Annotated in this window: 24 protein-coding genes and 1 tRNA gene; 16 read left to right on the top strand and 9 right to left on the bottom strand. The window is 66.8% G+C overall.

The annotated features are described in order from the left end of the window. Positions 1–67: 67 nt before the first annotated feature. A complete protein-coding gene (locus AC1D2L_RS22705; protein WP_476848172.1) occupies positions 68–460 on the top strand; it encodes a RidA family protein in 393 nt (130 codons plus the stop codon). A 39-nt stretch (positions 461–499) separates the two neighbouring features. Here AC1D2L_RS22705 and AC1D2L_RS22700 read toward each other — a convergent pair whose 3' ends face one another. Then, the gene (locus AC1D2L_RS22700; RefSeq protein WP_476848171.1) at positions 500–2086 is read right to left on the bottom strand and encodes an OpgD/OpgG family glucan biosynthesis protein; all 1587 of its coding nucleotides are present in this window, start codon (positions 2084–2086) and stop codon (positions 500–502) included. Positions 2087–2381: 295 nt separating this feature from the next. Here AC1D2L_RS22700 and AC1D2L_RS22695 point away from each other — a divergent pair, with 295 nt between their 5' ends. From AC1D2L_RS22695 to AC1D2L_RS22680, 4 genes are all read left to right on the top strand, one after another. Further along, on the top strand, positions 2382–2936 hold the full coding sequence (locus AC1D2L_RS22695; protein WP_476848170.1) for a glyoxalase superfamily protein: 555 nt from the start codon (positions 2382–2384) through the stop codon (positions 2934–2936). Between the two features lie 548 nt (positions 2937–3484). Continuing rightward, positions 3485–4630: a type III PLP-dependent enzyme gene (locus AC1D2L_RS22690; RefSeq protein ID WP_476848169.1), complete on the top strand. Its 1146-nt coding sequence runs from the start codon at positions 3485–3487 to the stop codon at positions 4628–4630. Positions 4631–4874: 244 nt separating this feature from the next. Continuing rightward, on the top strand, positions 4875–5402 hold the full coding sequence (locus tag AC1D2L_RS22685) for a GNAT family N-acetyltransferase (RefSeq protein WP_476848168.1): 528 nt from the start codon (positions 4875–4877) through the stop codon (positions 5400–5402). 155 nt (positions 5403–5557) lie between these two features. Beyond that, complete coding sequence (locus AC1D2L_RS22680) at positions 5558–6994, top strand: homospermidine synthase (protein WP_476848167.1); 1437 nt, start codon at positions 5558–5560, stop codon at positions 6992–6994. Positions 6995–7113: 119 nt separating this feature from the next. On the opposite strand, the gene AC1D2L_RS22675 is transcribed toward AC1D2L_RS22680, so the two are convergent. From AC1D2L_RS22675 to AC1D2L_RS22660, 4 genes are all read right to left on the bottom strand, one after another. Beyond that, positions 7114–8493: an MFS transporter gene (locus AC1D2L_RS22675; protein ID WP_476848166.1), complete on the bottom strand. Its 1380-nt coding sequence runs from the start codon at positions 8491–8493 to the stop codon at positions 7114–7116. 305 nt (positions 8494–8798) lie between these two features. Then, positions 8799–9470: an LON peptidase substrate-binding domain-containing protein gene (locus AC1D2L_RS22670; protein ID WP_476848165.1), complete on the bottom strand. Its 672-nt coding sequence runs from the start codon at positions 9468–9470 to the stop codon at positions 8799–8801. Between the two features lie 21 nt (positions 9471–9491). Further along, a complete protein-coding gene (gene trxA / locus AC1D2L_RS22665) occupies positions 9492–10391 on the bottom strand; it encodes a thioredoxin (protein WP_476848164.1) in 900 nt (299 codons plus the stop codon). Positions 10392–10472: 81 nt separating this feature from the next. Continuing rightward, positions 10473–11042 carry a prolyl-tRNA synthetase associated domain-containing protein gene (locus AC1D2L_RS22660; protein WP_476848163.1) on the bottom strand — a complete coding sequence of 190 codons (570 nt, stop codon included), beginning with the start codon at positions 11040–11042 and terminating at the stop codon, positions 10473–10475. 206 nt (positions 11043–11248) lie between these two features. Between AC1D2L_RS22660 and AC1D2L_RS22655 the strand changes: the two genes are divergently transcribed. The 5 genes from AC1D2L_RS22655 to AC1D2L_RS22635 all read left to right on the top strand — a co-directional run bounded on the left by AC1D2L_RS22655 (position 11249) and on the right by AC1D2L_RS22635 (position 16241). Beyond that, a tRNA-Gly gene (locus AC1D2L_RS22655) sits at positions 11249–11323 on the top strand. A gap of 239 nt (positions 11324–11562) precedes the next feature. Further along, positions 11563–12666 carry a calcium-binding protein gene (locus AC1D2L_RS22650; protein ID WP_476848162.1) on the top strand — a complete coding sequence of 368 codons (1104 nt, stop codon included), beginning with the start codon at positions 11563–11565 and terminating at the stop codon, positions 12664–12666. A gap of 435 nt (positions 12667–13101) precedes the next feature. Next, positions 13102–14574 carry a Tle-like phospholipase domain-containing protein gene (locus AC1D2L_RS22645; protein WP_476848161.1) on the top strand — a complete coding sequence of 491 codons (1473 nt, stop codon included), beginning with the start codon at positions 13102–13104 and terminating at the stop codon, positions 14572–14574. 380 nt (positions 14575–14954) lie between these two features. Then, a complete protein-coding gene (locus tag AC1D2L_RS22640) occupies positions 14955–15836 on the top strand; it encodes a hypothetical protein (protein ID WP_476848160.1) in 882 nt (293 codons plus the stop codon). A gap of 138 nt (positions 15837–15974) precedes the next feature. Further along, positions 15975–16241, top strand: coding sequence for a DksA/TraR family C4-type zinc finger protein (locus tag AC1D2L_RS22635; protein ID WP_476848159.1), 267 nt, complete (start codon positions 15975–15977; stop codon positions 16239–16241). Here AC1D2L_RS22635 and AC1D2L_RS22630 read toward each other — a convergent pair. Continuing rightward, a complete protein-coding gene (locus AC1D2L_RS22630; protein ID WP_476848158.1) occupies positions 16234–16506 on the bottom strand; it encodes a hypothetical protein in 273 nt (90 codons plus the stop codon). The genes AC1D2L_RS22635 and AC1D2L_RS22630 overlap by 8 nt on opposite strands. Positions 16507–16640: 134 nt before the next feature. On the opposite strand from AC1D2L_RS22630, the gene AC1D2L_RS22625 reads away from it, so the two are divergent. Then, on the top strand, positions 16641–16916 hold the full coding sequence (locus tag AC1D2L_RS22625) for a hypothetical protein (RefSeq protein ID WP_476848157.1): 276 nt from the start codon (positions 16641–16643) through the stop codon (positions 16914–16916). A gap of 236 nt (positions 16917–17152) precedes the next feature. Here AC1D2L_RS22625 and AC1D2L_RS22620 read toward each other — a convergent pair whose 3' ends face one another. The 3 genes from AC1D2L_RS22620 to AC1D2L_RS22610 all read right to left on the bottom strand — a co-directional run bounded on the left by AC1D2L_RS22620 (position 17153) and on the right by AC1D2L_RS22610 (position 19195). Then, positions 17153–17338 carry a hypothetical protein gene (locus AC1D2L_RS22620; protein ID WP_476848156.1) on the bottom strand — a complete coding sequence of 62 codons (186 nt, stop codon included), beginning with the start codon at positions 17336–17338 and terminating at the stop codon, positions 17153–17155. A gap of 237 nt (positions 17339–17575) precedes the next feature. Beyond that, on the bottom strand, positions 17576–17848 hold the full coding sequence (locus AC1D2L_RS22615; RefSeq protein WP_476848155.1) for a hypothetical protein: 273 nt from the start codon (positions 17846–17848) through the stop codon (positions 17576–17578). A 90-nt stretch (positions 17849–17938) separates the two neighbouring features. Continuing rightward, positions 17939–19195, bottom strand: a complete 1257-nt coding sequence (locus AC1D2L_RS22610; RefSeq protein ID WP_476848154.1) for an aminopeptidase — start codon at positions 19193–19195, stop codon at positions 17939–17941. Positions 19196–19447: 252 nt separating this feature from the next. On the opposite strand from AC1D2L_RS22610, the gene AC1D2L_RS22605 reads away from it, so the two are divergent. The 5 genes from AC1D2L_RS22605 to AC1D2L_RS22585 all read left to right on the top strand — a co-directional run bounded on the left by AC1D2L_RS22605 (position 19448) and on the right by AC1D2L_RS22585 (position 24764). After that, positions 19448–20188, top strand: a complete 741-nt coding sequence (locus tag AC1D2L_RS22605; protein ID WP_476848153.1) for a transporter substrate-binding domain-containing protein — start codon at positions 19448–19450, stop codon at positions 20186–20188. A gap of 123 nt (positions 20189–20311) precedes the next feature. Then, entirely contained in the window at positions 20312–20608 is a 297-nt protein-coding gene (locus AC1D2L_RS22600; protein WP_476848152.1) for a hypothetical protein, read from the top strand. 171 nt (positions 20609–20779) lie between these two features. Then, positions 20780–21352 (top strand): GbsR/MarR family transcriptional regulator, encoded by a 573-nt coding sequence (locus AC1D2L_RS22595; RefSeq protein ID WP_476848151.1) that lies wholly within the window; start codon positions 20780–20782, stop codon positions 21350–21352. A 5-nt stretch (positions 21353–21357) separates the two neighbouring features. Then, on the top strand, positions 21358–23076 hold the full coding sequence (gene cydD, locus AC1D2L_RS22590; protein WP_476848150.1) for a thiol reductant ABC exporter subunit CydD: 1719 nt from the start codon (positions 21358–21360) through the stop codon (positions 23074–23076). After that, positions 23073–24764, top strand: a complete 1692-nt coding sequence (locus AC1D2L_RS22585; RefSeq protein WP_476848149.1) for an amino acid ABC transporter ATP-binding/permease protein — start codon at positions 23073–23075, stop codon at positions 24762–24764. The genes cydD and AC1D2L_RS22585 overlap by 4 nt, the downstream gene beginning before the upstream one ends. Positions 24765–24772 lie beyond the last annotated feature (8 nt).

Here is a 24772-nt window from a genome sequence, read left to right as displayed (position 1 = left end):
AACCCGCCATGGCTGGCCTGGTTCCGCCAGCGCGGGCATAGTTCAAGCCTGCCGTGGAGACATCCAGATGAAGCCGCTTGCCCCGACCTCGATTGCCAAACCCTTCGCGCGCTACAGCCATGGCGTCGAACTCCCGGCAGGACAGCGACTGGTGTTCTGCTCGGGCCAGCTCGGCATGGCCGCCGATGGCACGATTCCCGAGGCGGCGCGTGCCCAGGCCGATCTCTGCTTCGGCAATATCGCGGCGATCCTCGGCGAGGCCGGCATGACATTGGCCGATATCGTCAGGATCAATGCCTATGTCACCGACCGCGCCCATATGAGGGGCTACATGGAATCGCGTGACGCCCATGTCGGTACGCCGCCGCCAGCCTCGACCCTGATGATCGTCTCGGGCTTCACGCTGCCGGAGTTCAAGGTCGAGATCGAGGTCGTCGCCGCGGCACCCGAGCTGCGCTGACGGTATTGGCTCAGGGCGCGCGTCAGGCCGCCCGCCGCCTCACGCCTCCGCGCGCCAGGGGTAGCTCCAGGTCTCGGTCAGGGTCTTGCCTCCGCTCTTCAGAAAGGCGCGCATCTCGGCGACCTGGCCGGGCTCGACGACGATGTCGATGAAGGCCCGGAAGCCGTGTGTCTTCGGATTTGGCACGATGAAGGCGCGGTCGATCCGGCCATAGGCGATCGAGGGCACGATCTCGACCTTGTCGGGCTGGCGCAGGTGATAATCGAGGTCGCCACCGGCGAAATCGACGATGAAGCGGCGTGCGCCGTCGGTCACGGCCTCGCCCGAGCCGAGCGCCTTCGGCTTGGCCTGATAGGTGTTGATGATGCGCCCGCCCGGATGCAGCTCGCTGGAATCCAGCATCGAGGTCAGCTTGTAGCCGAAGCTGAATTCACGCCCGGGCTCGAGCGGGGTCTTCGGAGACCAGAGCGCGACGATATTGTCGTTGGTCTCATCGGTCGTCGGCAGTTCGATTAGCTCGACGATGCCCTCGCCCCAGTCGCCCTGCGGCTCGATCCAGTAGGACGGGCGCGATTCATAGGAGAGATCGAGGTCCTGATAGTGCTCGAAGACGCGGTCGCGCTGCATCAGGCCAAAGCCCCGCACATTGCGCTCGACGAAGGAGGAGACCGCCTGCTGGGGCGGGTTGCGCAGGGGCCGCCAGATCCACTCGCCGCTGCCCGAATGGATCATCAGCCCGTCCGAATCATGCAGCTCGCTGCGGAAATCGTCGTGGAAGCGGCGGTCGTTCTCGCCGGTGAAGAACATCGAGGTCAGCGGCGCCAGGCCGAGCTTCTCGATCGGCTTGCGCGGGAACAGCGTCACCGAAACGTCCATGACGCTCTCGACGTCGGGGTAGATCCGGAAGCGATAGGCGCCGGTGACGGAGGCCGAATCGAGCAGCGCGTAGATCGTGATGCTGTCGCCCGCCTCCTTCGCCGCCTCGATCCAGAACTCGCGAAAGACCGGAAACTCCTCGCCGCCGGGCACGCCGGCGCCGATCGAGAGCCCCCGCCCGGAGAGCCCGTAGCGCTGGCCGCGGCCGAGCACGCGAAAATAGCTCGCGCCGACGAAGGAGATCAGCTCGTCGAAGACGCGGGGGTCGTTGAGCGGGTAATGCAGGCGAAAACCGGCGAAGCCGAGATTGACTGGAAGCGGCTTCTCGAACTTGACCTTGCCGTAGTCGAACAGGCTGGCGGAGTAGGGCACGGGGGTCGGCACGCCATCGCGCAGCACATTGACCACGACAGGCCTCGTGAACAGGAAGCCCGGATGGAACATCTGCATCCGGAACGGCGTGCCGCTCTGGCTCAGCAGGGCCTTGTCGGGACGGAAGCGGATATCGCGCCAGGAATCGAAATCGAGGCGCGACAGCGGCTCGGGGATCGACGGGCCCGGCTCATAGGCGACGGCTGCGACCTCGCGGGCGCGGGTCACGACCTGTTCGAATCCGAATTGCGGTTGCGGCGGCGCCGGCGGGGGCGGGGCGGGCTGCGGCTGCTGGGCCAGCAGGGCCGCTGGTGCAACCGTGGCGGCGAAGGCGGCGGCGAGGCCGGCCAGGACGTGGCGGCGATCGGTCTGGATCATGAGCGGCGCGGGTCCCGTCGCATTGGGAGTGAAGTTAGTCGATCCAGGGACTTAGGCGATGAATTGGGGCCGGTCTAGGGCATCGGCGCGGCGCAGTTGCGCCGCCCGTCGTTGACAAGGTCGAAGCCGGGTTTTTAAGGTGCCGTATGGCCGGATGCAGCCAGCCGCTCGCGCCCCGAAAGGGTCTGGTGAATGCATCCGTGAGACGCCGCCCTGATCCCGATCGTTGTCGCGGATGGCCATCAGCAATGCGAGCCCTGATCGTTTCGTCCGCCTAACGTGAAGGATCACGACGATGCGTAGCTTTCGCGATGCGAAGCTGATGGCGAAAACCCTGCGCGAGGCGATGGCCGCACGGCAGGTCGAACTCTCCCACTCCGAGACACTCGAGATTGTTGCGCGCCAGTTCGGCTATGCCGACTGGAACGTCGCTTCAGCCGGCTTCGGCGAATATCGCGACGGCGCTGCCGCGCACACGGCCGATGCATCCGGGGTCAGCCTCGAGATGGGCATTCCGATCCTGCGCATCTTCGATGTCGACAAGGCGCGCGAGTTCTACCTCGACTTCCTCGGCTTCGGCATGGACTGGGACCACCGCTTCGGCCCCAATTTCCCAATCTACATGCAGGTCTCGCGCTCGGGGCTGAAGCTGCATCTGTCAGAGCATCATGGTGACGCGAGCCCCGGCTCGACCGTCTTCGTGAGGATGAAGGGCGTCGATGCCTATCGCGCGGAGCTGATCGGCAAGCACTATTCCTATTCCAAGCCCGGCATCCAGGAAGACGGTCCAGGCGGGCGGATGCTGGAGGTTCCGGACCCGTTCGGAAACCGGATCAGGTTCTGCGAATAGCAGCCTGCGCCGCGGCGGGGCAGGCATTGCCCAAGCGGCAGACAAATTGAGCCACGAGGCCAAAAAGGCCTTGCGGCGCAGGTCAAGCGTCCGTATATGCAGCTCACCCAATTCGCACGTGCCTGTGGCCGCGTGTCAGTCGGTGGGCATCCGGACAAGAGGCCGGACAGCCGCCAGGTGTTGGAGACGGATGGAGGGGGATGGATATCCCCTCAAATCACGCTCCCGGTTTCCTCCCAAGGGAAACTGTCACCGAACAGCGACTGGCAGCCGGAGGCGAAACCGGCGAACCCCGAATCTCCACGGGGGACGCAGCTTAAAGCAACGACGGAACGGGCTTTTTTTGGTCTCGCCAGCTTTCCACAGGCTGGCACCGAAGAGGCTTGTCCTTCATTGCCGGGCGTGCGGGGTCTCCCCAAGCGACGGTTAACAGAGTCCGAACGTGACGTTCGGCGGCTCCTGGCGTCTCCAACGCGCCTCGAAACGCCGACGGCTCAGCCGGTTTCATGTCGTATCGGCGCCGCCTGCGCCGTAGGGAGAAGCGTCTCATGACCGAGCGCATCCGTGAGTTCCTTCGTACCCGTCGCGAGGACGGCCCCTGCGTCGTCATCGACCTCGATGTCGTGCGCGAGAATTATCATGCCTTCTCGCGGGCCCTGCCCGACACGCGCGTGTTCTACGCCGTGAAGGCCAATCCTGCGCCTGAAGTCCTGGCATTGCTGGCCAAGCTCGGCTCCTGCTTCGATTGCGCTTCGGTCGTCGAGATCGAGCTGGCGCTGTCGGCTGGCGCCACGGCCGAGCGGATCTCGTTTGGCAACACCATCAAGAAGGAGCGTGACGTCGTCCGCGCCATGGAGCTCGGCGTGCGCCTGTTCGCCGTCGACTGCACGGCCGAGGTCGAGAAGATCGCCCGTTCCGCCGACAAGACCGGCGTCAAGGACGCGCGCATCTTCTGCCGCATCCTCTGCGACGGTGCCGGCGCCGACTGGCCGCTCTCGCGCAAGTTCGGCTGCGTGCCCGAAATGGCCGCGGACGTGCTCGAGCACGGCCATCGTCTGGGCCTGACCGCCTATGGCATCTCGTTCCATGTCGGCTCGCAGCAGTCGAACGTGAACGCCTGGGATTCCGCACTGGCCTCGGCCTCGTCGGTGTTCAAGGAGTGTGCCGCACGCGGTCTGTCGCTCTCGATGGTCAATCTCGGCGGCGGCTTCCCGGCGCGCTACCTGCGTCCGATCCCGGGCGTCCCGGCCTATGGCGATGCGATCTTCCAGGCGCTGTCGAAGCATTTCGGCAACCGCCTGCCCGAGACCATCATCGAGCCCGGCCGCGGCATGGTTGGCGAAGCCGGCCTGATCGAGGCCGAGGTCGTGCTGATCTCTAAGAAGAGCGAAGACGACCAGGTGCGCTGGGTCTATCTCGACATCGGCAAGTTCAACGGTCTCGCCGAGACCATGGACGAGGCGATCCGCTACCCGATCCGCACCGCCCGCGACGGCGATGCGACGGTGCCTTGCGTGCTTGCCGGCCCGACCTGCGATTCGGTCGACGTGATGTACGAGAAGACCCCGTACATGCTGCCGTTCTCGCTCGAGATCGGCGATCGCGTGCTGATCGAGGGCACCGGCGCCTATACGACGACCTATTCGGCCGTCGCCTTCAACGGCTTCCCGCCGCTGAGGCAGTACGTCATCTGACGAACCGGAGCGCGGCACTCCCCGCGCTCCTCACCAATCGGGTCCGGCGAAGCGCCCTGCCAGGTTCGGCAGGCTGCTCGTTCTTTCGGGCGGAGCGTTCGTGCCTCCAGAATGGAGCGTCGCGAACGTGGCTCCCGCCGGACCCTCTTCCACACATCCTGTTCTTTGTGGCCGCGTTCGCGCGGCGCCGGGAAGGTCTGCGCAACTTCGGTTGAGCTGCAGGCGCTCCGGCCGGAGGTGCGTCATGATCAAGGTTCGCGACGAAATCGCATCCGATATCCCCGCCCGCGAGCTTCTGCTCGACCGCTGCCTTGGCGAACGCCGCACGGCCAAGTCGAGCGAGCGCCTGCGCGAGGGCCGTCTGCCGGCGCAGGGGCTGGCCCTGACCGCCGAGCGGGACGGCGTCGTCGTGGGCACGGTGCGGCTCTGGCATGTCGAGGCCGGCGGCGCCTCCGCGCTGCTGCTCGGCCCCCTGGCGGTGTCGCCCGATCTGCAGGGCGAGGGCCTGGGCAAGTCGCTGATGCGCGAGGCGATCTGGCGCGCGGCTTGCCGTGGCCACGGTGCGATCCTGCTCGTCGGCGATGCCGCCTATTATGAGCGCTTCGGCTTCTGCGCCTCGCTCACGGGCGAACTGGCGATGCCCGGCCCGGTCGAGCGCGAGCGCTTCCTCGGGCTGGAACTGCGTCCAGGCGCGCTGGCTGGCGTCCGCGGCGTGCTCGCCGCCACCGGCGCGGTCCACTTGGACCTGCCCGAGATTGCCCGCGCGGCCTGAAAAGCCGCATATTCCGCGCACGTCATTGCGCCGTCATCCGCCGATGCCTCCCCTGCATTGCCATGCCGGGGAGGCATCGTCGCGATTGACGGCGCGTTGCTGCGCCCATACCAGCCTCGGTTTGCTAGAAACCAACCACCCAGGAGTTCTGAAGAATGATGAATTGGCCCGTATACGGCGAGATCACTGGTCCGATCGTGATGATCGGCTTCGGTTCGATCGGCCGCGGGACGCTGCCGCTGATCGAGCGGCACTTCAAATATGACAAGAGCCGGTTCGTGGTGATCGCCAAAGACGATGACAACCGGGCTTTGCTGGACGAGCGCGGTATCCGCTTCATCCACGAGGCCGTGACGCTCGAGAACTACAAGAACTTGCTGGAGCCCCTGCTGACCGCGGGCGGCGGCCAGGGCTTTTGCGTCAACCTGTCCTGCGACACCGGCTCTCGCGACCTGATGGAATTCTGCTCCGGCCTCGGGGCGCTCTATATCGACACCGTGAACGAGCCCTGGCTCGGTTTCTACTTCGACAAGACCAAGGGCCCCGCCGAGCGCTCGAACTATGCGCTGCGCGAGATGACGCTCGCCGCCAAGCGCGCTCGTGCGCCGGGCGCGACGACGTCGGTCTCCTGCTGCGGCGCCAATCCCGGCATGGCCTCCTGGCTCGCCAAGAAGGCGCTGCTCAACCTTGCCTCGGACCTGCGCCTGAACGTGCCGGAGCCGAGGACCCGCGAGGAGTGGGCCGCGCTGATGCAGCATGCCGGCGTCAAGGGCATCCATATCGCAGAGCGCGACACGCAGCGCTCGAAGAACCCGAAGCCGCCGGGCGTCTTCGTCAACACGTGGTCGGTGGAGGGCTTCATCTCGGAAGCGGTGCAGCCGGCCGAACTCGGCTGGGGCACGCATGAGCGCTGGATGCCGGACAATGCCTTCACGCATGAAACCGGTTCCCAGGCGGCGATCTACCTGATGCAGGCCGGCGCCGAGACCAAGGTGCGCAGCTGGTGCCCGACTCCGGGTCCGCAATACGGCTTCCTGGTGACACACAACGAGTCGATCTCGATCGCGGACTACTTCACCGTGCGCGACGACAGCGGCAAGGCCGTCTACCGGCCGACCTGCCACTACGCCTATCATCCGCCCAACGACGCGGTGCTGTCGCTGCACGAGATGTTCGGCAATGGCGGCCAGCCGCAGACCGAGCACCATATCCTCGAGGAAAACGAAGTCGTCGACGGCATCGACGAACTCGGTGTGCTGCTCTACGGCCATGCCAAGGGCGCCTACTGGTTCGGCTCGCAGCTCTCGACCGACGAGGCGCGTGCGCTGGCTCCCTATCAGACGGCGACCGGCCTCCAGGTCACCTCGGCCGTGCTGGCCGGCATGGTCTGGGCGCTCGAGAACCCCAATGAGGGCATCGTCGAGGTCGAGGAGATGGACGTCAATCGCTGCCTCGAGATCCAGCAGGCCTATCTCGGGCCGGTGAAAGGCTACTACACCGACTGGACCCCGCTGAACGGTCGACCGGGGCTGTTCCCGGAAGATATCGACGAAAGCGACGCCTGGCAGTTCCGGAACATTCTGGTTCGGTGATCCCAGCGCGTCATTCTCGGGCGGAGCCTGGCTCCGACCCGAGACCCTCATGACGACGGACCAAATCTCTCGGGGATGCTCGGGGCGAGCCCGGGCATGACATCAATGACGCGCGGGCGTTATCGCACCCGCTCGTCCCGCACGCCTGCCAGAAGCAGGCCACCGGCGAGAAAGAACGCGACCAGCACGGCCAGTCCTGCCCGCTGGCTCGCAAACAGCGTCGTCGCGAGCGCGACGAGCGTCGGGCCCATGAAGGACGTGACCTTCCCCGAGAGCGCAAACAGCCCGAAGAACTCGCCGTGGCGCCCCTCGGGCGCCAGCCGCGCCATCAGGCTGCGCGAGGAGGCTTGCAACGGCCCCGCGACCAGGCCGATCAGCAGGCCGAGCGCCAGATAGACCTGTTCGGGCAGGGACGCGAACAACCCGTCACCGGGTGACGGCGGGATCGACTTGATCACGAAGAACACGGTGTCGCGGTCGAGCGAGAGAATGCCGAAGCAGGCCAGCAGCAGGCAGGAAATGGCGCCCATCACGACGCGCTTTCCACCGATGGCATCGTCGAGCTTGCCACCGAGCCAGGCGCCGAGCGTGCCGGTGATCGTCAGCATAATGCCAAAGATGCCGAGCTCGATGGTCTGCCAGCCGAAGACGCCAGCGGCATAGATGCCGCCGAAGGCGAAAAGAGCGACCAGCGCATCCTGATAGATCATGTTCGCCAGCAGGAAGCGTCCGAGCGAGGGCAGGCGCGGCAGCTCCGCCAGTGTCGCCTTCAGGCGCCCGACGCCGCCCTTGGCGGCTTCGCGCAGATTCATGCCTGTGCGGGCCGAATCGGGCGTCAGCAGGAACATCGGCGTGACGAAGACGATGAACCAGAGCGCGGTCAGCGGGCCCGAAAAGCGGTCGCCCTCGCGGGCCGCGGCATCGAGGCCGAAGATCGGCGTGAGCCCGGCCAGCGTCCTGCCGGTGCTGGGATCGGCGGCGAGCAGCCCGAGCGTCAGGGCCAGCGACAGCAGCCCGCCGAGATAGCCGACGGCCCAGCCGGTGCCCGAGAGCCAGCCGAGGCGCTCGGGCGGCACCAGCCGCGTCATCATGGCGTTGTTGAAGGTAGTGGCGAATTCCGCGCCAATCGTGGCGACGATGAAGCCCGCAAGCGCGATCGGTACCGCGGTCGTCGAGCCCGGCACGGCGAACCAGAGTGCGGCGGAGCCGAGCACGAGCAGGGCGCCGAATATCGCGATCCAGGGCTTGCGCGGGCCGGTGCGGTCGGCGATCCCGCCGAGCAGCGGTGAGAGCAGGGCGATGCACAGGCCGGCAAAGCCGGTGGCATAGCCCCAGAGCGCCTGGCCCTGTGCCGGGTCGGACGCCAGCGCCGCCGCAAAGAAGGGAGCGAAGACAAAGGTCGTGATCAGCGTGAAGAAGGGCTGGGTCGACCAGTCGAAGAAGATCCAGGCCGTAACGGCGCGGCGGGGCGGGTAGGTCTTCGGATGCACCTGATCCATTGATCAGGCCTCATCCCGCGAGTCTGGCCGGTCATACAGAAAACGCTTCGACACGGTTGGGCTCTTGTATCGAAACGCACGGTCATCCCGGACGCAGCGAAGCGGAGATCCGGGATCCATTCCAGCGCGCGTTCTTGTCAGGCCCCGGACGGGATCCCGGGTCTCCACGCGGTCCCAGTGGAGTTCAGCGCGTTGCTTGTTCAGAAGCAGGCTGGTGACAATCGGATGCTCACTATCGGCCGGTCTGTGAGACGCCGCTTCGCGGCTCCTCGGGACGAGGGCTTGGCGAGAGAACGGCAGGGCGCTCACTGAAGGGTCGTCTCTGGGTCGCTGCCGCCCCGCGCCAGGTCGATCTCGGTAATCGCGACCAGAACCTCGGCTCGGCTTTTCAGGCTGTCCGCCTCGAGCAGGGCCTGCTTCTCGCGCGGGCCGAAGGGGCACATCATCGAAAGCGCATTGACCAGGGCCTCATTGGGCGCCTCATTGACGCCCTTCCAGTCGATCTTGAGGTCGTTGGCCTTGGCGAAGGCGCGCAAAGCCTTGAGCAGCCCGACGCGATCGACATCATCCTCGCCGGCGCGGGCCGTGAAGTCGATGGCGAAGTCGTCATAGCTCACGCGGGCCTGGCGATAGGCGGTCGTGACCGCCAGTTCCTCGGCGATGCGGAAGCGGGCGATGCCCGTAAGGGTCAGGACGTAGCGATCGTCGCCGGTCTCGGCGAACTGCGTGATGCGACCGATGCAGCCGACCTGGAGCAGCGGCGGCTTGTCAGGCTGGCGACCTGTCTCGGGTTCGGGCTGGACCATGCCGATGATGCGATGCGTGCGGATGGCATCGTCGATCATCGCGAGATAGCGCGGCTCGAAGATGTTGAGGGGCATCTGTCCGCGCGGCAGGAGCAGGGCGCCGGCCAGCGGGAAGACGGGGATCACCGGCGGGCAATCCTCGGCTCCGTTGTAGACGGCGTTCATGCCCATCGGCGCGATATCCTGTCGGCTTTAGGAGAAGAGCAGGGTCGAGAGCTTCCGGCGGCCAGCCAGGCTGTGCTCGTCCATTGGGCCCCAGGCCTCGAAGAACTGCAGCAGCTGCTTGCGCGCGCCATCGTCATTCCACTTCCTGTCGGCCTTGATGACGGCGATCAGATGATCGACCGCCTCCTCGCGCCGCTCGCGGGCGTTGAGGGCAACGGCGAGGTCGAAGCGGGCCTGATAGTCCTTCGGGTCGGCCGCGACCCTGGCCTCGAGCTCGGCGGTGTCGCCGAGGTCGGCGGCCTGTTCGGCGAGGTCGATGGCCGCGCGCAAGGCTGCAATGGCGGGGTCGGCGACCTTGGCCTCCGGCACCATCGTCAGGATGCCCTTGGCGCCCTCGAGATCCCCGGCATCGAGATGCAGGCGGGAGAGCCCGGCAATGGCCGACAGGTTCTCAGGCTCGAGATCGAGCACGTCGGCATAGAGCTCGCTTGCGGCGGAAGCGTCGCCCGCCTCGCTTGCGGCCTTGGCCGCCGCGATCAGCTCCTCGGTCGCGCCGGGACCCATCGGGCCGACCAGCTTCTCGATGAAGGCCTTGATCTGGCCCTCGGGCTGCGCGCCCATGAAGCCGTCGATCGGCTGGCCCTGCTTGAAGGCGATCACCGCGGGAATCGACTGGATGCCGAGTTGGCCCGGAATCTGCGGGTGGTCGTCGATGTTCATCTTGACGAGCTTGACCTTGCCGCCCGCCGCCTTGACCACCTTCTCGATGACCGGGGTCAGCTGCTTGCAGGGGCCGCACCAGGGCGCCCAGAAATCCACCAGGACCGGCTGGTTCGCCGATTCCGCGATGACATCGTCGCGAAAACTCTGGGTCGTCGCGTCCTTGATCAGGCCGGGTTGAGCGGCCGCCTCGCCATTGACCAGCATGGGTCGTCCTTCGTCGCGATCAGGTCTTTGAGAATTCGATTGGTCGGGCTGCCGTCGCAGCCCAGCCATAGATGGGGAGGATCAGCCGTTCTGTCCATCGGCAGGAACGGGCAAATCGACGATCAGTGGTTCGTGGTCGACGCCGCGCAGAAAGGCAAGCATGTCCTCGCGCGCGATGCGCAGGGTCGCTGTGTTGATCAGCGGATGAAAGTTCAGGTCCTCGCCTGTCATCAGGTTGGCGTCGAGGACCATGGTGACCTTGCCGGCGCGGTCGTTGATCACGGCGAAGGCGGTCACCGAGCCCGGCGTGACGCCGAGCTTCTCCTGCAGCAGCTCGGTCGAGCCGAAGGAGAGCCGCCCGCTCGCGCCGATGACCTCATGCAGGCGCTTCAGGTCGATGCGGGCGGTGTCGCGCGCCGAAACCAGGAAGAGCCGGCCCTTCTTGTCCTTGAGGAACAGGTTCTTGGAGTGCAGCCCAGGCAGTTCCTCGTGCAATCCGCGCGATTCCCCGACGGTGAAGACAGCCTCGTGATCGACGCGCTGGAAGGGCAGGCCCAGTGCGGTGAGATAGGTGCACAGCGCGTCGGGCGTCATGGCGCCGACGGGGCTCGATGCGGGGTCAAGGGCGGCAGGCGCGGCGGCAGCTGGCATGGCGGTTCTCGGGACGCGAGGGGTCGTGCAGAGCTCGGGGGATGCCTAACGTCAGCCTGCCCTGCCTGCAAGCGAGGAGAAACGAGCCTCTTCTGCGGCGCAAAAAAATCCGGGAAACTTCGGAAGAAGGCGCTTGCACTCCGCGGAGCTTTGGGGCAATAACCCGCTCACGCCGCCGGAAACGACGGCGGCGACAATGTCCGGACGCGGGAGTAGCTCAGGGGTAGAGCACAACCTTGCCAAGGTTGGGGTCGAGGGTTCGAATCCCTTCTCCCGCTCCAGACATTCTAATATGCGAGACTGCTGAAGGCGCCGGTTGTACCGGCGCTTTTCGCGTTTTGGGGTTCCCCGCGCCATGCCTGCCGCGGGGAAATTAATACGGTCGCGTCGCCTGGTCCCGATACCTGACATTGAGTTGGACGGGCGTTGCGGCGTACTACTCCCGAAGCGCACCTGTCCGCGCCCGACCGAGCCTGTAGGCTTTCACTTCTCCGAGATTTTTCGTGATGTGAGGGCAATCATGGGCACGATCCGCGGGACGAATCGCGCCGACATTCTGCCGGGCACGATCGAGGATGACCTGATCTACGGACGCCGCGGCAATGACACGCTGACGGCCGACGCCGGGACTGACAGCCTCTACGGCGATGCCGGGGACGACTGGCTGGACGGTGGCGACGGAAACGACACGCTTTGGGGCGGCGACGGGAACGACACGCTGTCGGGCGGCCTGCGCGATATCCTCCATGGGGGCCGCGGCGACGACCTCTTCGTTCTCACGGCTCCGAACAGGCCCGGCCTCCAGGCCTACGGTGGCGCGGGTGACGACACATTCACGAGCCCAATCACATTTTCCATCGCAATGACCCTTGATGGCGGCGACGGGCGCGACAGCTTCACCTTCGACTTCGTTCAGAGCAGCGATCTCTCCGGAGGCAATGGGCGCGACACATTCACCATCGGGGTGATGTCGAGCGGCACGCTTTCGGGTGACGACGGAAACGATACGATCTCGATCCGCACGAGCCTCGGCAGCGTCAACGGCGGCGACGGAAACGATACGATCACCATCAACGTCTTGACGGGCGTGAGCAGCATCTACGGAGATGCTGGCAACGATACCATCTCGGTGGGTGCAGGCGGCGCTCGGATCTTCGGCGGAGATGGGAACGACCACCTCACGATTGGCTCCGATCGACGCGTTGTGGGAGAGGTAGACGGCGGTCCCGGCAATGACGTCATTATCTGCCAAGGCAACGACATTGCGCGCGGCGGCGACGGACGCGACACATTGGAGAGCGCTGCGCGCGGCAACCTGTTGACCGGGGGTGCAGGCGCCGACCGTTTCGTCTATGGCGACCTCGTCTTTGCAGCGAGTATCGAAGCCGACACTATCACGGATTTTTCGTTTGCCGAGCGTGACGTGCTGGATCTGTCGAAGCTTCTCGACAGTGTCGGCGCATCCAGCAGGCCTTTCCGGGACGGATGGTTGTCCTTCGTCCAGGTCAATGGCTCGACCGAAATCATGTTCGATCCCGACGGCGGTGGCGACGGCTTCCAGACGCTCGTGGTCCTTCAAGGTGTCGAATTGAGCCAGAACCAGACGCGATATTTCGACGTGTAGGGAAGGAAGACCGGCCCAGTCGGAGCCGGCCGGGCGGCGCCATTTGCTTGGCGCGCAGTGGCACCCTGCGTTAGTCGGGGTCGTTCGATCGTACTAGCTTGGATAGGTTCGCGTCATCCTGCGCGGTGACATCAGTCGGGTGTTGGAACTGCACTGTCATAACAGAGCAAGGGCCGTCGTTCCGGGAGGGGCGGCGGCCATTTTCGTCCGCTAGGCGCTGTCACGGAACGCAGCAGCCGGGACGCAAGCCGCTGCGAGATCAAGGACCCCGGGCATCCGGCGGTGGAGCCGGCCCTGCACAGTTGCATTCGCGCTCGGCCGTCACTCGGGCACCCGCGGAACCGCTTCCCACAAACCTGCGTTGCCTGACAATTGCGGACGCGACGGATGCGTTGCCGGCCGCCTCACTTGCAAAGCCAATAGCGGGGTCTTCCGATGGGTGTAGCCGCGAATCTCCTGGCGCGTATCTCAGCCGGCGCGAATGACGATGCGCCGATGGCTGTCGAGGGCTTTGTCCCGCTGGCGCTGCCCGGCACGAGCAATGGCGTGTTCGTCGCCGAGAACGCCGCCGCGGAAGTCGGCACCGGCATCATCGGCGGCGAGCGGGTGATCGTGCTCGCCTTCCGGGGCAGCGACGACCGAACCGACTGGATCAACGATCTCCGCGACATCAACACCGACTACGCCAAGTTCGCGCCGTTGATCGCTGCGGTGGAGAGTTATGCCGCCGCGCATTTCCAGACGGTCCTCGTCACCGGTCACAGCCTCGGTGGCGCGCTGACGCAGATCTTCATGATGGAGCATCCCGCCGGTGGTACAGTTTCCTACGAGGCCGTCGCATTCGCTTCGCCCGGTGCTCTGATCGCGCCCGGGGTCGACGACCGCATCCTGACCTATAACGTCATCGACGACCCGATCGTCTTCATGGGCGAGAACCGGCTCGAGATCGGGAAGCTCACCGCCAGCATCCCCCTTGTCGCCCAAGCCTTCGCCGAGAAGCTGTCGCAGACGACCCCGCTGACGGCGGGCGACGTGCTGGATTCCGTGCCCTACCTGACCGCGGACTACGTCAATCGCGGTGCGATCACGGTTCTCGATCCCGGCGGGCGCGAGCCGTTGACGCTGCCGACGCTGATCACCGATGGCGATGTGAACGAGCACAAGGTCGAACTCTATATCGCGCTGAGCGTCGATGCGGCCGATCCTTCGACCCAGACCTCGGTCGCGACCGCCAGCACAATCTCGGTCACGACCGTCGAAACGGCCAGCCGAGGTATTTTGCGGGAGGTCTTTTCCAGCATCGAAGCCAATGCCGATGCGCTGCGGGTCGACAAGGGCCTGAGCCCGGCCGCCTATGGCGCCGAGCTCATAGAGCGGGCCCAGCAATCGACTGTTCCCGCCTTGCTCGTGGCCGACTTCATCGAGGGCGTCACGCCGCTCTCCGCCCGGCTCGACAGTCTGACCGCCTTCGCCCAGGCCCAGTACGATTCCTATCTGCGCAGCGGCGTGATGGATGCCCGCCTCGGCCCCTATGAGGCGCTCGGCCTCGGATTCAGCGGCACAATCCAGTTCAAGGAGGCCTTTGGCGCGGGAACCGACGCCACCTATATCGACGACGCCTATAGTTCGGCCTTCAGGATTGCGCCCTCCGACGCACAGCTGACGCATTTCCTCGAGCAGGACAGCTATTTCGAGGCGCGTTATCTCGCCGCCGGTCTCGAAGCCGCCGAGGCGGCGCTGCAGGCGCGCGGGGCGGTGTTCGGGCAGATCCTGGGCTTTGCCGCGCTGGCGGCCGACAGCCCGTACCAGGCAGCGGCGGCGGCCTTCCTCAATGATGCCGCGGATGGCGATGTCGCCTATGGCGTGCCGCTGGCCGGGCTCCCGGCAGGGATGACACTCGGCGTCTGACGGCGGCGGCGGGCGGGCTCAATCGTCAGAGCCTGTGCTCCGACGCGGCTGTGCCGCATCGGAGTTACGTCGCTCACCGAAAGAATGCGAGCAATAGAATAATCGGCAGGGGTATGCCCAGCATCCAAAGCAGAATTCCGCGGCCCATGATGATCTCCCGTGATGTCGAGGAATGATGCGCTTCCAACGCGCTGAGGTTTTACCTGTTCCCGGCGCGGGCAACGGAACTAGATGCCCGCCGCGTCAGTTGTGAATCTGCCGCATGAGATGCGGTCAGCTTCTACGGGAGGTCGGAATGGACGGAATTATTTATCTGATCGGGCTCGTCGTGGTCGTCTTGGCCATCCTTTCCTTCCTCGGCCTGCGTTAGGAGACGCGACATGTCCATGGAATCCACCGATGTCGTCGTCGTGGCCCAACCCTCCGGCGGAGGGCAGGCTGGCTCCTATCTCGAATGGAGCGCAGTTCTGGGCGGCGCGGTCCTCGCCGCCGCGATCTCCACCATCATGACCGCTTTCGGATCGGCGATCGGGCTCTCGATGGTCTCGGCCGAGACGGGCCGCTCAACGGGGCTTCTCGCACTGGCGATTGCAGGCGCGCTCTGGGCGCTGTGGATCACCGTGTCGGCCTGCGCGGCGGGCGGTTATCTGGCAGGCCGGATGCGGCGGCCCGCGATCGATGCCAGCGCGCATGAGCGGCACGTCCGCGACGGTGCACATGGCCTTGTGGTATGGGCAGCCGGCGCGCTGCTGATCGCGGTGATGACGACCTCTTCGCTGCTCGGCGTGGCGAAGACCGCCGCGACTGGGGTTGCAGCGACCGCTGCCGGCGCCGGCGCGCTCATCAGCCAGCAGGCCGACCCGATGGGCTCGGCGCTGGATTCGGTGATGCGCTCCGCGGGCACCACCGCGCCGACGCCTGCCGAACGTGACGAGGCCTCGCGCATCCTGATCTCGGGATTGAGCACCGGCAAGCTCGAGCAGGTCGATCGCGACTATATCGCCTCACGCATAGCGGCCCGGATGAACATCCCCCAGGCCGATGCCGAGAAGCGTATCGACGAGGCCTTCGCCAAGCTGAACCAGGCCAAGGAAACCGCCAAGCAGGCAGCCGAGCGGGCGCGCAAGACGGCTGTGATAACGGCCTTCCTGACGGCGGCGGTGCTGCTTGTCGGTGCGGCCGCAGCGTGGCTGGCCGCCCAGCTCGGCGGCAGGCATCGCGACGAGGAGATGGACCTCTCCGGCATTTTCGGCCGGCGCTGACAGCGCCATCCGAATTTGGACGGCAACCCTGCATCATCGCCGCTCAACCGGGCGGCGATGATGTACGTGTCAGGACGGGCTGGATATCGCGCTGTCGGGCCTCCACCTTCAGCGGGCTGACAGGAAGGACTAGCGACCATGGCAAGCGGGTGGGCTCCCGATGGGGCCGTTCAGGACCAGATCGACGATTCCATCTCGGACGCAGTCAGGCTCGCTCGGGCTCGCCTTCCGGCAGGGCCGGGCGAAATCCATTGCCAGCGCTGCGGAGAGGAAATCCCCGAGGCGCGTCGCCTTGCCTTGCCCGGAGCGAGGACCTGCGTCGACTGCCAATCCGGGCTCGACCGGCGGCCTGCCGCATCTGGCGGCATCAACCGGCGCGGCAGCAAGGACAGCCAGCTCAAATAGGGGCGCGGCGGCCTGCTGCGTCGCAGGCGGTGTTGAGATCGCCGACAGTCTCGATCTCTGGAATCCTGATGCAGAACCGTTTCGCCAGCGTGGAGGCCAGCCGGACGAGGTCGATCTCGCCCTCGATCATGACGCCCCGCATCCCGCTCTGATCGCAGATCCGGGGAACGGACGGCCCGTCGGCGTCGAACTGCCGGCAGATCTCTCCATAGATTGCGCGCGCCAACTGCTCCATCTCCTGGGCGGTCAATTCATGTTCGCACACTGCCAACCTCCCGGTCTCTTTCAGCGAAGGCTTCGATTACCGGTAGATAGGTATGCATCGCCGTCTTCAAACCCCGCATGGAACACGGACCGGCCCCGCTCGTTCAGCCATGGCATTCTCGGGGAAAGCTCACCATGGCGGCTCTGGTCCATCTCGTCGGCATCTGGCTCGCGCGCGACATCGCCGAGGGCCGCTATCCCCCCAAATTCGCGATCCCGCTGACATTCCTGATCTCGCGGCTGCGCACGCCGATGCTGACAGCGGCCGTGATGGGGTTTGCCTTGGAGGCGCTCGCGCTGAGGAGCCGATTCCGCAAGGCCCGAGACGTCACGCCGCCGCGCAAGACGACGCGTGCCGCGCCGAAAAAGACCGCGACGAAAAAGCCTGCACGGACGCGCTCGAAAGCCTAGGGCGGAGCGGCAGGACGGTCTCGGTTCTGCGGGCTGCGCCGCGCGCGGCGCCGTTCGGCCTATCCGATACCCCGTATGACCTGCTTGCCGGACGATGGTGCGGGAGCGAGGCTGCCGGCCGGTCGAGCTCCGGTTCAACGCCGCCCCCCCGGCGCCGGAGCCAATGCCGATTGGGCGACCCGGGAGATTAATCTCCTCGGGTCGCCTTCTCGGGCGTTGGTCGGTCCAGCGCTGACTCAGAACTTCGGTGCGGTGGCGGTCCCAGGCGCGGAGGGGGCCTTGCCCGCGTCCTGCATCGGCTTCGTGACGGGCCCGGGATCGACCGAGACGCGGTTGAGGGACACGTCGCCGGGCTTGACCTCGGCCGACCTCACCTTCTCGATTTCCTCGGACGACAGCTTGTTTCCCTGACCATCTCGCATCGCAACCTCCTGCGCTGCCCCCGCTGGGAAACTGCCGGGGCGATGATCAGTTCCGGTCGATCACCCACCGGCGCTCGCGAATGCGTCGTACGGCTCCGCGTCCCGCCGGCATTTGCAGGTTCCAGCCAGGTGCGGGCGGCGATGAGCGCCGGTCCTGCGCTTGCCGGAGATCAATCAGCCCGCAAGCCAAGTCGACGCCTGACGCGGCGGTCAGCGACGCTTCAGCGCGAGGCTGGCTCAGGGGCAGGTATATCCGGCCGCGTCGGGCAGGCAGCGCGCGCCTGTCGGAAGCAACAGGGCGCCCCGTGCGTCGCGACGGACATAGTCGCCATTGGGCAGCGAGAAGCCGCCCGTGCTGTCGGGCGTGACGAGCGTTCCGTCGGGCAACTTGAAGTTTCCGCCCTCGCGGACGATGCGCTTGGACGGCTGGGCCTCCGGCACATAGACCGCCTGGCGGGCGGGTTGAGTGCAGGCGGCGAGCCCGGCGAGGCCAGTGATGGCTGCAATCATGCGAATGTTCATGCCAGGCATTTTGGCGTATCGACCGGCCGAGGGCAAGAAGGCCGCGATGCGCCGCAATCCTGAAATCGGATTAGTCCCTCAGGCCCATTCGCCCTTGCGGAAGACCGGGACGCGGCGGCCGTCGGCATGGACGCCGTCGATGTCGATCTCGCCCGAGCCGATCATCCAGTCGATATGGATGAAGCTCTTGTTGCCGCCCTGTTCGGCGATCTGCTCCGGCGTCAGGTTCGCGCCGTCGACGAAACACTTCGAATAGCACTGGCCGAGCGCGATGTGGCAGGCGGCGTTCTCGTCGAAGAGCGTGTTGAAGAACAGCAGGCCGCTCTTCGAGATCGGCGAGGAATGCGGCACCAGGGCGACTTCGCCGAGCCGGCGCGAACCCTCGTCGGTGTCCAGGACCTTGTTCAGCACCGCTTCACCCTGCGAGGCCCTGGCCTCGACGATACGGCCGGCCTCGAAGCGCACCGCGATGTCGGAGATCAGCGTGCCCTGATAGGAAAGCGGCTTGGTGCTCGCGACATGGCCGTCGACGCGCTGCGCATGCGGGGTGGTGAAGACCTCCTCGGTCGGGATGTTGGGGTTGCAGAGGATGCCATTCTTCGCGGTCGAGGCGCCGCCCTGCCATTCATGCCCGTCGGCGAGACCGACCGTCAGATCGGTGCCCGGGCCGCTGAAATGCAGCGCGTGGAAACGCTGCTGGTTGAGCCATTGGGTGCGGCTGCGCAGGGCAGCGTTATGGGCGGCCCAGGCGGCGACGGGGTCGGGCTGGTCGACGCGGGACGCGGCAAAGATCGCGTCGGCGAGCTTGGCCACCGCGACATCCTCGCTGTCGCCCGGAAAGACCTGGCGAGCCCAGGCGGCGCCGGGGTAGGCCAGGATGTTCCAGTTGATGTCAAAGCCCGCGATCTTTTCCAGCGCCGGCTGGTAGGCGACGGAATTGGCCTTGCTGGCGCGCGAGACCTTCGCGGAATCCTCGCCAGCCAGCAGCATCGGGTTGTCGCCGACGACGGCGAGCCGCGCCGTGTTGTTGGCAAAAGCCTTGGCGACGCCCTCATGCAGCCAGCCGGCGGCGCGGTCGAAGCTCTCGTCGGGGGCGTAGCGATAGCGCGCTAGGGTGATCTCCTCGTCGGAGAACACAGGTGTCACCAGCCCGGCGCCGGCCTTGTAGGCGTGCTCGGCGATGCGGCGGACCAGCGACAGCGCGGTGACGGGCGCAGTCAGGAACAGGTCCTGGCCGGGCTGGAGGTTCAAGCCGACCCTGACGGCGACCTCGGCGAGCTTGTCGAGCTGGACGGGGTCGATCGCGGGGGTGGTCGGGCGCTGGTGCATGGTCATGGTCGTCTGCGGCCTGGCTTTGGGATTCGGGACAGGGGGCGCATTGCTGTCGGAAATGAGCGCGGGGTCAACCTCGCTGTCGCAGCCGCGCCTGCCGTCTGCCGCTTGGAGGCAGGCAGCTTGGAGGCAGGCAGCTTGGCGCAGGCTGTCCGCTCATGTGCGCCATCCCGGAGAATCACTTCCGCACCGGCATCTCCGCGTGCAAGCTGCCACGAGGAGGCGCCCGCCGCAGAGGCGCCCGGAGGAACCTCGATGAAGCACCCCGATCTCGCCCCGCCTTCCGCCGCCATCCGCGACCTGCTCGCACCGGGCGGGATCCTGCGGGCCGGCATCAACATGTCGAACTTCCTCCTTGTCTCGAGCCGCACATCCGATGGCGGACCGGCGGGCGTCTCCCCCGACATGGCGCGCGCGATCGCGGATCATCTCGGGGTTAGACTCCGCTACGTGACCTATCCGTCGCCGGGGCCGTTGGCCGATGCCGCGCCCAACGACGAATGGGACATCGGACTGATCGGCGCAGAGCCGCAGCGCGCCGAGGTCATCAGCTTCACCCCGGCCTATAGCGAGATCGAGGCGACCTATCTCGTGCCGGCGGGCTCGACGATCTCCGCGCTGTCGGATGTCGATCGCGACGGCGTGCGGATCGCCGTCGCGGGGCGTGCGGCCTATGGGCTCTGGCTCGATCGCAACATCAAGCAGGCGGAGCTCGTCCGGGCCGGCACACTGGACGAGGCCTTCGAACTCTTCTCCAGCCAGAAGCTCGATGTGCTCGCGGGGTTGCGTCCGAGGCTGATCACGGATCAGGCGGCCATCCCTGGCTCCAAAATACTCGACGGGCGCTTCATGGCCGTCCAGCAGGCGATCGGGACGCCGAAGGCGAAGGCCGCAGCGACCGATTATCTCTGCGCCTTCGTCGAGGCGGCGCGCAGCTCCGGCTTCGTTGCACAGCTCATCGCAAAGCATGGTGTCGAGGGGCTCACAGTAGCCTGAGCAGCGCGACCAGGGCAGCCGCAAAGAGCGGCGCAGGTTGAACCAAACGGCTCGCGCCACGTTCCCCAGAAGCTGTTCCCGTCGCGCAGGCGGGAGCAGGGCTCGCTTTCTGAAGGATATTTCATGGACAGACGCTCATTCATAACCAGCCTGATCGGTGGTTTCGCCGTGGCCAGCCTCGGTGGCATTGCGATTGCGGTCGCTGCCCCGTCCGCCACAGCGCCTTCGCCGGAGCCTGATGCCGACGCCGCGCTTGCGGCGGGCAAGGCCGAGGCGCTCGACGGCACCGATGCCGGCTACTCGCAATATTCTCATCGCCGTCGCCATCACCGCTATCACCACAGGCATCACGGTTATCGCAGGCCTTACCGCCACCGCGGCCGTCCCGATCGGCGCGCGCGGCCGCGAAGCCAACGCTGACACGGCATTCGACTGATTGAAGCAGGCGCACTTCGGTGCGCCTGCTTTTTTGTGTCTTCCAGTGCAGCCGGGATGGGGCGGAGGTTCACATTAGGCGATTGCGGGTCGGCGGGATCTGCTGTATCGAGATTTCAGTAATTACTGAAATAACGGTTTGTTCCAAACATGCCAATGCGTCTGACGCCTCTGTCCCAGGCCTTTGTCCTGCATTTCGGCGAAATGGGGAGCCGCTGGGGCATCAACCGCACCGTCGGCCAGATCTATGCGCTGCTCTATGTCTCGCCGGACCCGCTCTGCGCCGACGACATCGTGGAGAAACTCGGCGTTTCCCGTTCGAACGTCTCGATGGGCCTGCGCGAATTGCAGGCCTGGAACCTGGTGTTGCTGAAGCATCTGCCCGATGATCGGCGCGACTTCTTTACTACCCCCGACGACGTCTGGCAGATCCTGCGGACCCTGGCCGAGGAGCGCAAGAAGCGCGAGGTCGACCCGACCCTGTCGGTGTTGCGCGAAATCCTGATGCAGGAACCGGCCGATGACGACGAGCGTCACGCCCAGGCCCGCATGGCCGAGATGCATGGGCTGATCGAGCAACTCACCAACTGGTATGATGACGTCAAGAAACTGGAGACCGAGCGGCTGGCGACCTTGCTCAGCCTCGGCGCTCGGGTGACAAAGTTCCTGGAGGTCAAGGACAGGATTGTCGCTATCGGCCGGCCGCGCCGCTCGGCCGACAAGGACTGAGGACGATGACCGCACATACAGCCTCGCAAGCCGGCGATCTGCCGACGCGGGACATCGCGTCGCGTGCGGCTGTGCCAATGCCCTCGCAGCGTGGCGCCGCCTTGCTGCAGGTCGCGGGCTCCATGCTGTGGCTGCCGCAGGCGGGCCTGATCGCGCTTGCCATCGGCGGCATCGCATCGGGCGAGGGGTTTGGAGCTGCGCTCTGGCCTGCCGCCGGCGTCTTTGCGCTCGGACTGCTGAGGTCTGGCCTCGAGGCCTGGGGCGGCCGAAAGGCCTTTCTCGCCGCGCGTGCGTTCCTGTCCGTGAGCCGGCTAAGTGCTGTGGAGGCCCTCGCGGCCGGCTCGCCGCTGGATCGCGCCCGCCCGGCCTCGGGTCTCGCCGCCAGCGTCCTGACTGAACAGGCCGAGGCGCTCCTGCCCTATCTCTCGCGTTTCCGGCCCGCCCGGCTCAAGGCGACGATCCTGCCGCTCTTCATCCTGGCCGCAGTGTTTCCGCTCTCCTGGGTCGCGGGGCTGGTGTTGATGTTTGCGGCGCCGCTGATCCCGATCTTCATGGCGCTGATCGGCTGGCGCGCAAAAGCCGCCAGCGAGGCGCAACTGGTCGAGGCGGGCGGGCTCAATGCCTTCCTGCTCGACCGCCTGCGCGGGCTGGCGACGATCCGCGCGCTCGCTGCGGTGGACGCCACGGCCACGCGCCTGCGCGCCAATGCCGAGGATCTGCGCCGCCGCACCATGACGGTGCTGCGCATCGCCTTCCTGTCCTCGGCGGTGCTCGAACTGTTCTCGGCGCTCGGCGTTGCGCTGGTGGCGGTCTATGTCGGCTTCCATCTGCTCGGCGAGCTGAACTTCGGCGCGTGGGGCGGCAAGCTCAGCCTGGGCGAAGGGCTTTTCATCCTGTTGCTGGCGCCGGCCTTTTTCGAGCCGCTGCGCGAGCTCTCGGCTGTCTGGCATGACCGCGCGGCAGGGGAGGCCGGGCTGAGGGCGCTCAGCGATGTCTCTGCCGGCACGGTCGCGCTGGTCGGCCACGTCGAGGCGCCCCCCGCATCCGCCATTCGCCACATCCGCGCGCCGGCCGTGCGCATCGAGGGACTGGCTTATGGTCATGCCGGCAATGACGGTGCCGTGCTCGATGGCTTTTCCTTGTCCGTCGCGCCGGGCGAGCATGTCGCGATCCTCGGGCCCAGCGGATCCGGAAAATCGACCTTGCTCGCCCTGATCGCCGGATTGGCCGCCAGCGACGGCGGCACGGTCGAGATCGACGGCGTCGCGCTCGCTCCTGCCAGCGCCGACGCCCTGCGCCAGCGCATGGCCTGGATCGGCCAGCGGCCGCATCTCTTTGCCGGCACGCTCGCGGGCAATGTGGGCCTGGGCCGCGCCGGCATCGACAAGCCGGCGATCGCGGCTGCCCTGCGGCTGGCCGAGCTTGAGCATCTCGCCGGCGCCCGCCCCGGCGCGCAGATCGGCGAGGGCGGGGCGGGGCTTTCGGGCGGCGAGGGCTTGAGGCTCGCTCTGGCGCGCGGGGCCGCTAATCCGCATGCCGATCTCATCCTGGCCGACGAACCGACAGCCCATCTCGACGCGATGACGGCGCGCCGTATCGGCGACAGCTTGCTGGCCTATGCAGCCGGCCGCACGCTCATCGTTGCCACGCATGACCCTGTGCTGGCGGCACGCATGCACCGCATCGTCCGGCTCGATGAGACCCGCATGGTGGGTGCGGCATGAACGGCTCCCTGCATCATCTGCGCCCCGTCCTGCGCTTCCTCCTCGGCGAAAGCCGGCGCGCCCTGCTGACCGGCGCGGTCCTCGCTGGCGCCACCGTGCTGGCCGGGGTGGCGCTGCTCGGCCTCTCGGGCTGGTTCGTCACGGCGACCGCGCTCGCGGGGCTGTCGGCTGCAAGCGCGCTCGCCTTCGACGTCTTCGCGCCGTCCGCCGGCATCCGCTTCCTGGCGCTGGCACGCACCGGCTCGCGCTATGCGGAGCGGCTGGTCACACATGACGTTACGCTGAAACTGCTGGCAGGCCTGCGCGAGCGGCTGTTTCGCGGCTGGGCGGGCCCCGGTGCGGCGCGGCAATTGCTGATGCGGCCGGCACGGCTTCTGTTCCGCCTGACGGCGGATATCGACGCGCTCGATTCGCTCTATCTGCGCGTGCTGGTGCCTGCGGGGGCCGCGCTCCTGACCGCGGTCGTCGTGGCGCTGGCGCTGATGCCGATGCATTGGGCGTTTGGTCTCACGGTTGGCTTCTGGCTGCTGCTCGCCGGTCTCGGCATTCCGTTGCTGGCGGCCAGGCGCGCCTTGCGCCCCGCCCGGCGGCGCGCGCATGCGACAGAAGCCCTGCGCTCCCGCGCGATCGATCTGGTGGCAGGTCAGACCGAACTGCTGATGACCGGGCGGCTCCCGGCGCAATGCGCGGCGCTCACCTTGGCCGACCGGCGGATGGCGGAAGCTGACGATGCGCTGAACCGCATCGAGACCGGCGTCGGTCTCGGTTTCGGCGCGGCCTCGGCTGTGCTTCTGGCGGGCGCGTTGCTGGCGGTCGCCGCGCTGGCGGAAGCGGGCCTGATCGGCGCGCCGGTCGCGGCGCTCGGCGTGCTGATCGCTCTGGCTGCACTGGAGCCTTTCGCAGCCTTGCGGCGCGGGGCGCTGGAACTCGGCCGCACCCTGCTCGCCGCGCGGCGCATTGGGCCGCGCCTGGCGGCGGTCGCGATCGAGCCTGCGGTTGCAGAACCTGTGCCGGAGTATTCGCTCCAGCTGTCGCGGATCACGGTTCGCCATGAAGGTGCGAGCTTGCCGGCGCTCGACGACATCTCACTCGCGCTGCGGGCTGGCGAGCGGGTGGCGCTCGTGGGTCCGAGCGGGGCCGGGAAGTCGACGCTGCTCTCGGTGATCGCGGGTGAGATCGCGCCCGCTTCCGGGGCGGTACAACGCCGCGCAACCACGCTGCTGACGCAGCGCACAGAGCTCTTTCAGGACAGTCTACGCGACAATCTCCGGCTCGCCGACCCCCTGGCAGACGACGCCGCCCTGACGGCGGCGTTGCAGGCGGCCGGTCTCGACGGAGATGTCGCAAGCCTTGCGGCGGGGCTCGATACCCGTCTCGGCGAGGGCGGGCTCGGCCTGTCGGGCGGCCAGGGGCGACGGCTTGCGCTGGCGCGGCTGTTCCTGCGCGATACGCCGATCTGGCTGCTCGACGAGCCGACCGAGGGGTTGGACGGTGCAACCGCGCGCGATGTCATGGCGCGGCTGCTCGCCCGCGCTGAAGGGCGTTGCCTCGTTATCGCGACCCATATCCGGCGCGAGGCGCAGGTCGCCGATCGCATCCTCGTCATGGAGCAGGGTCGCATTCTCTCGGATTCGCGGCGTGGCGAGGCGGCCTTCCAGGCTGCGCTCGCGGCGTTGCGGCCGGACTGACGCTATCA

The sequence above is a fragment of the Allobosea sp. P1_B10 genome, from assembly GCF_056406735.1.
This window is presented reverse-complemented; position numbering and strand designations above follow the sequence as displayed.

Bases quoted from the DNA above. Each gene is read 5' to 3' on its own strand.
- AC1D2L_RS22700 (WP_476848171.1), bottom strand. From the start codon at position 2,086: ATGATCCAGACCGATCGCCGCCACGTCCTGGCCGGCCTCGCCGCCGCC.
- AC1D2L_RS22685 (WP_476848168.1), top strand. From the start codon at position 4,875: ATGATCAAGGTTCGCGACGAAATCGCATCCGATATCCCCGCCCGCGAG.
- AC1D2L_RS22625 (WP_476848157.1), top strand. From the start codon at position 16,641: ATGGCGGCTCTGGTCCATCTCGTCGGCATCTGGCTCGCGCGCGACATC.
- AC1D2L_RS22695 (WP_476848170.1), top strand. From the start codon at position 2,382: ATGCGTAGCTTTCGCGATGCGAAGCTGATGGCGAAAACCCTGCGCGAG.
- AC1D2L_RS22690 (WP_476848169.1), top strand. From the start codon at position 3,485: ATGACCGAGCGCATCCGTGAGTTCCTTCGTACCCGTCGCGAGGACGGC.
- AC1D2L_RS22660 (WP_476848163.1), bottom strand. From the start codon at position 11,042: ATGCCAGCTGCCGCCGCGCCTGCCGCCCTTGACCCCGCATCGAGCCCC.
- AC1D2L_RS22615 (WP_476848155.1), bottom strand. From the start codon at position 17,848: ATGATTGCAGCCATCACTGGCCTCGCCGGGCTCGCCGCCTGCACTCAA.
- AC1D2L_RS22595 (WP_476848151.1), top strand. From the start codon at position 20,780: ATGCGTCTGACGCCTCTGTCCCAGGCCTTTGTCCTGCATTTCGGCGAA.
- AC1D2L_RS22680 (WP_476848167.1), top strand. From the start codon at position 5,558: ATGATGAATTGGCCCGTATACGGCGAGATCACTGGTCCGATCGTGATG.
- AC1D2L_RS22635 (WP_476848159.1), top strand. From the start codon at position 15,975: ATGGCAAGCGGGTGGGCTCCCGATGGGGCCGTTCAGGACCAGATCGAC.
- AC1D2L_RS22705 (WP_476848172.1), top strand. From the start codon at position 68: ATGAAGCCGCTTGCCCCGACCTCGATTGCCAAACCCTTCGCGCGCTAC.
- AC1D2L_RS22675 (WP_476848166.1), bottom strand. From the start codon at position 8,493: ATGGATCAGGTGCATCCGAAGACCTACCCGCCCCGCCGCGCCGTTACG.
- AC1D2L_RS22650 (WP_476848162.1), top strand. From the start codon at position 11,563: ATGGGCACGATCCGCGGGACGAATCGCGCCGACATTCTGCCGGGCACG.
- AC1D2L_RS22645 (WP_476848161.1), top strand. From the start codon at position 13,102: ATGGGTGTAGCCGCGAATCTCCTGGCGCGTATCTCAGCCGGCGCGAAT.
- AC1D2L_RS22605 (WP_476848153.1), top strand. From the start codon at position 19,448: ATGAAGCACCCCGATCTCGCCCCGCCTTCCGCCGCCATCCGCGACCTG.
- AC1D2L_RS22600 (WP_476848152.1), top strand. From the start codon at position 20,312: ATGGACAGACGCTCATTCATAACCAGCCTGATCGGTGGTTTCGCCGTG.
- AC1D2L_RS22610 (WP_476848154.1), bottom strand. From the start codon at position 19,195: ATGACCATGCACCAGCGCCCGACCACCCCCGCGATCGACCCCGTCCAG.
- AC1D2L_RS22585 (WP_476848149.1), top strand. From the start codon at position 23,073: ATGAACGGCTCCCTGCATCATCTGCGCCCCGTCCTGCGCTTCCTCCTC.
- trxA (WP_476848164.1), bottom strand. From the start codon at position 10,391: ATGCTGGTCAATGGCGAGGCGGCCGCTCAACCCGGCCTGATCAAGGAC.
- AC1D2L_RS22670 (WP_476848165.1), bottom strand. From the start codon at position 9,470: ATGGGCATGAACGCCGTCTACAACGGAGCCGAGGATTGCCCGCCGGTG.
- AC1D2L_RS22640 (WP_476848160.1), top strand. From the start codon at position 14,955: ATGTCCATGGAATCCACCGATGTCGTCGTCGTGGCCCAACCCTCCGGC.
- AC1D2L_RS22620 (WP_476848156.1), bottom strand. From the start codon at position 17,338: ATGCGAGATGGTCAGGGAAACAAGCTGTCGTCCGAGGAAATCGAGAAG.
- cydD (WP_476848150.1), top strand. From the start codon at position 21,358: ATGACCGCACATACAGCCTCGCAAGCCGGCGATCTGCCGACGCGGGAC.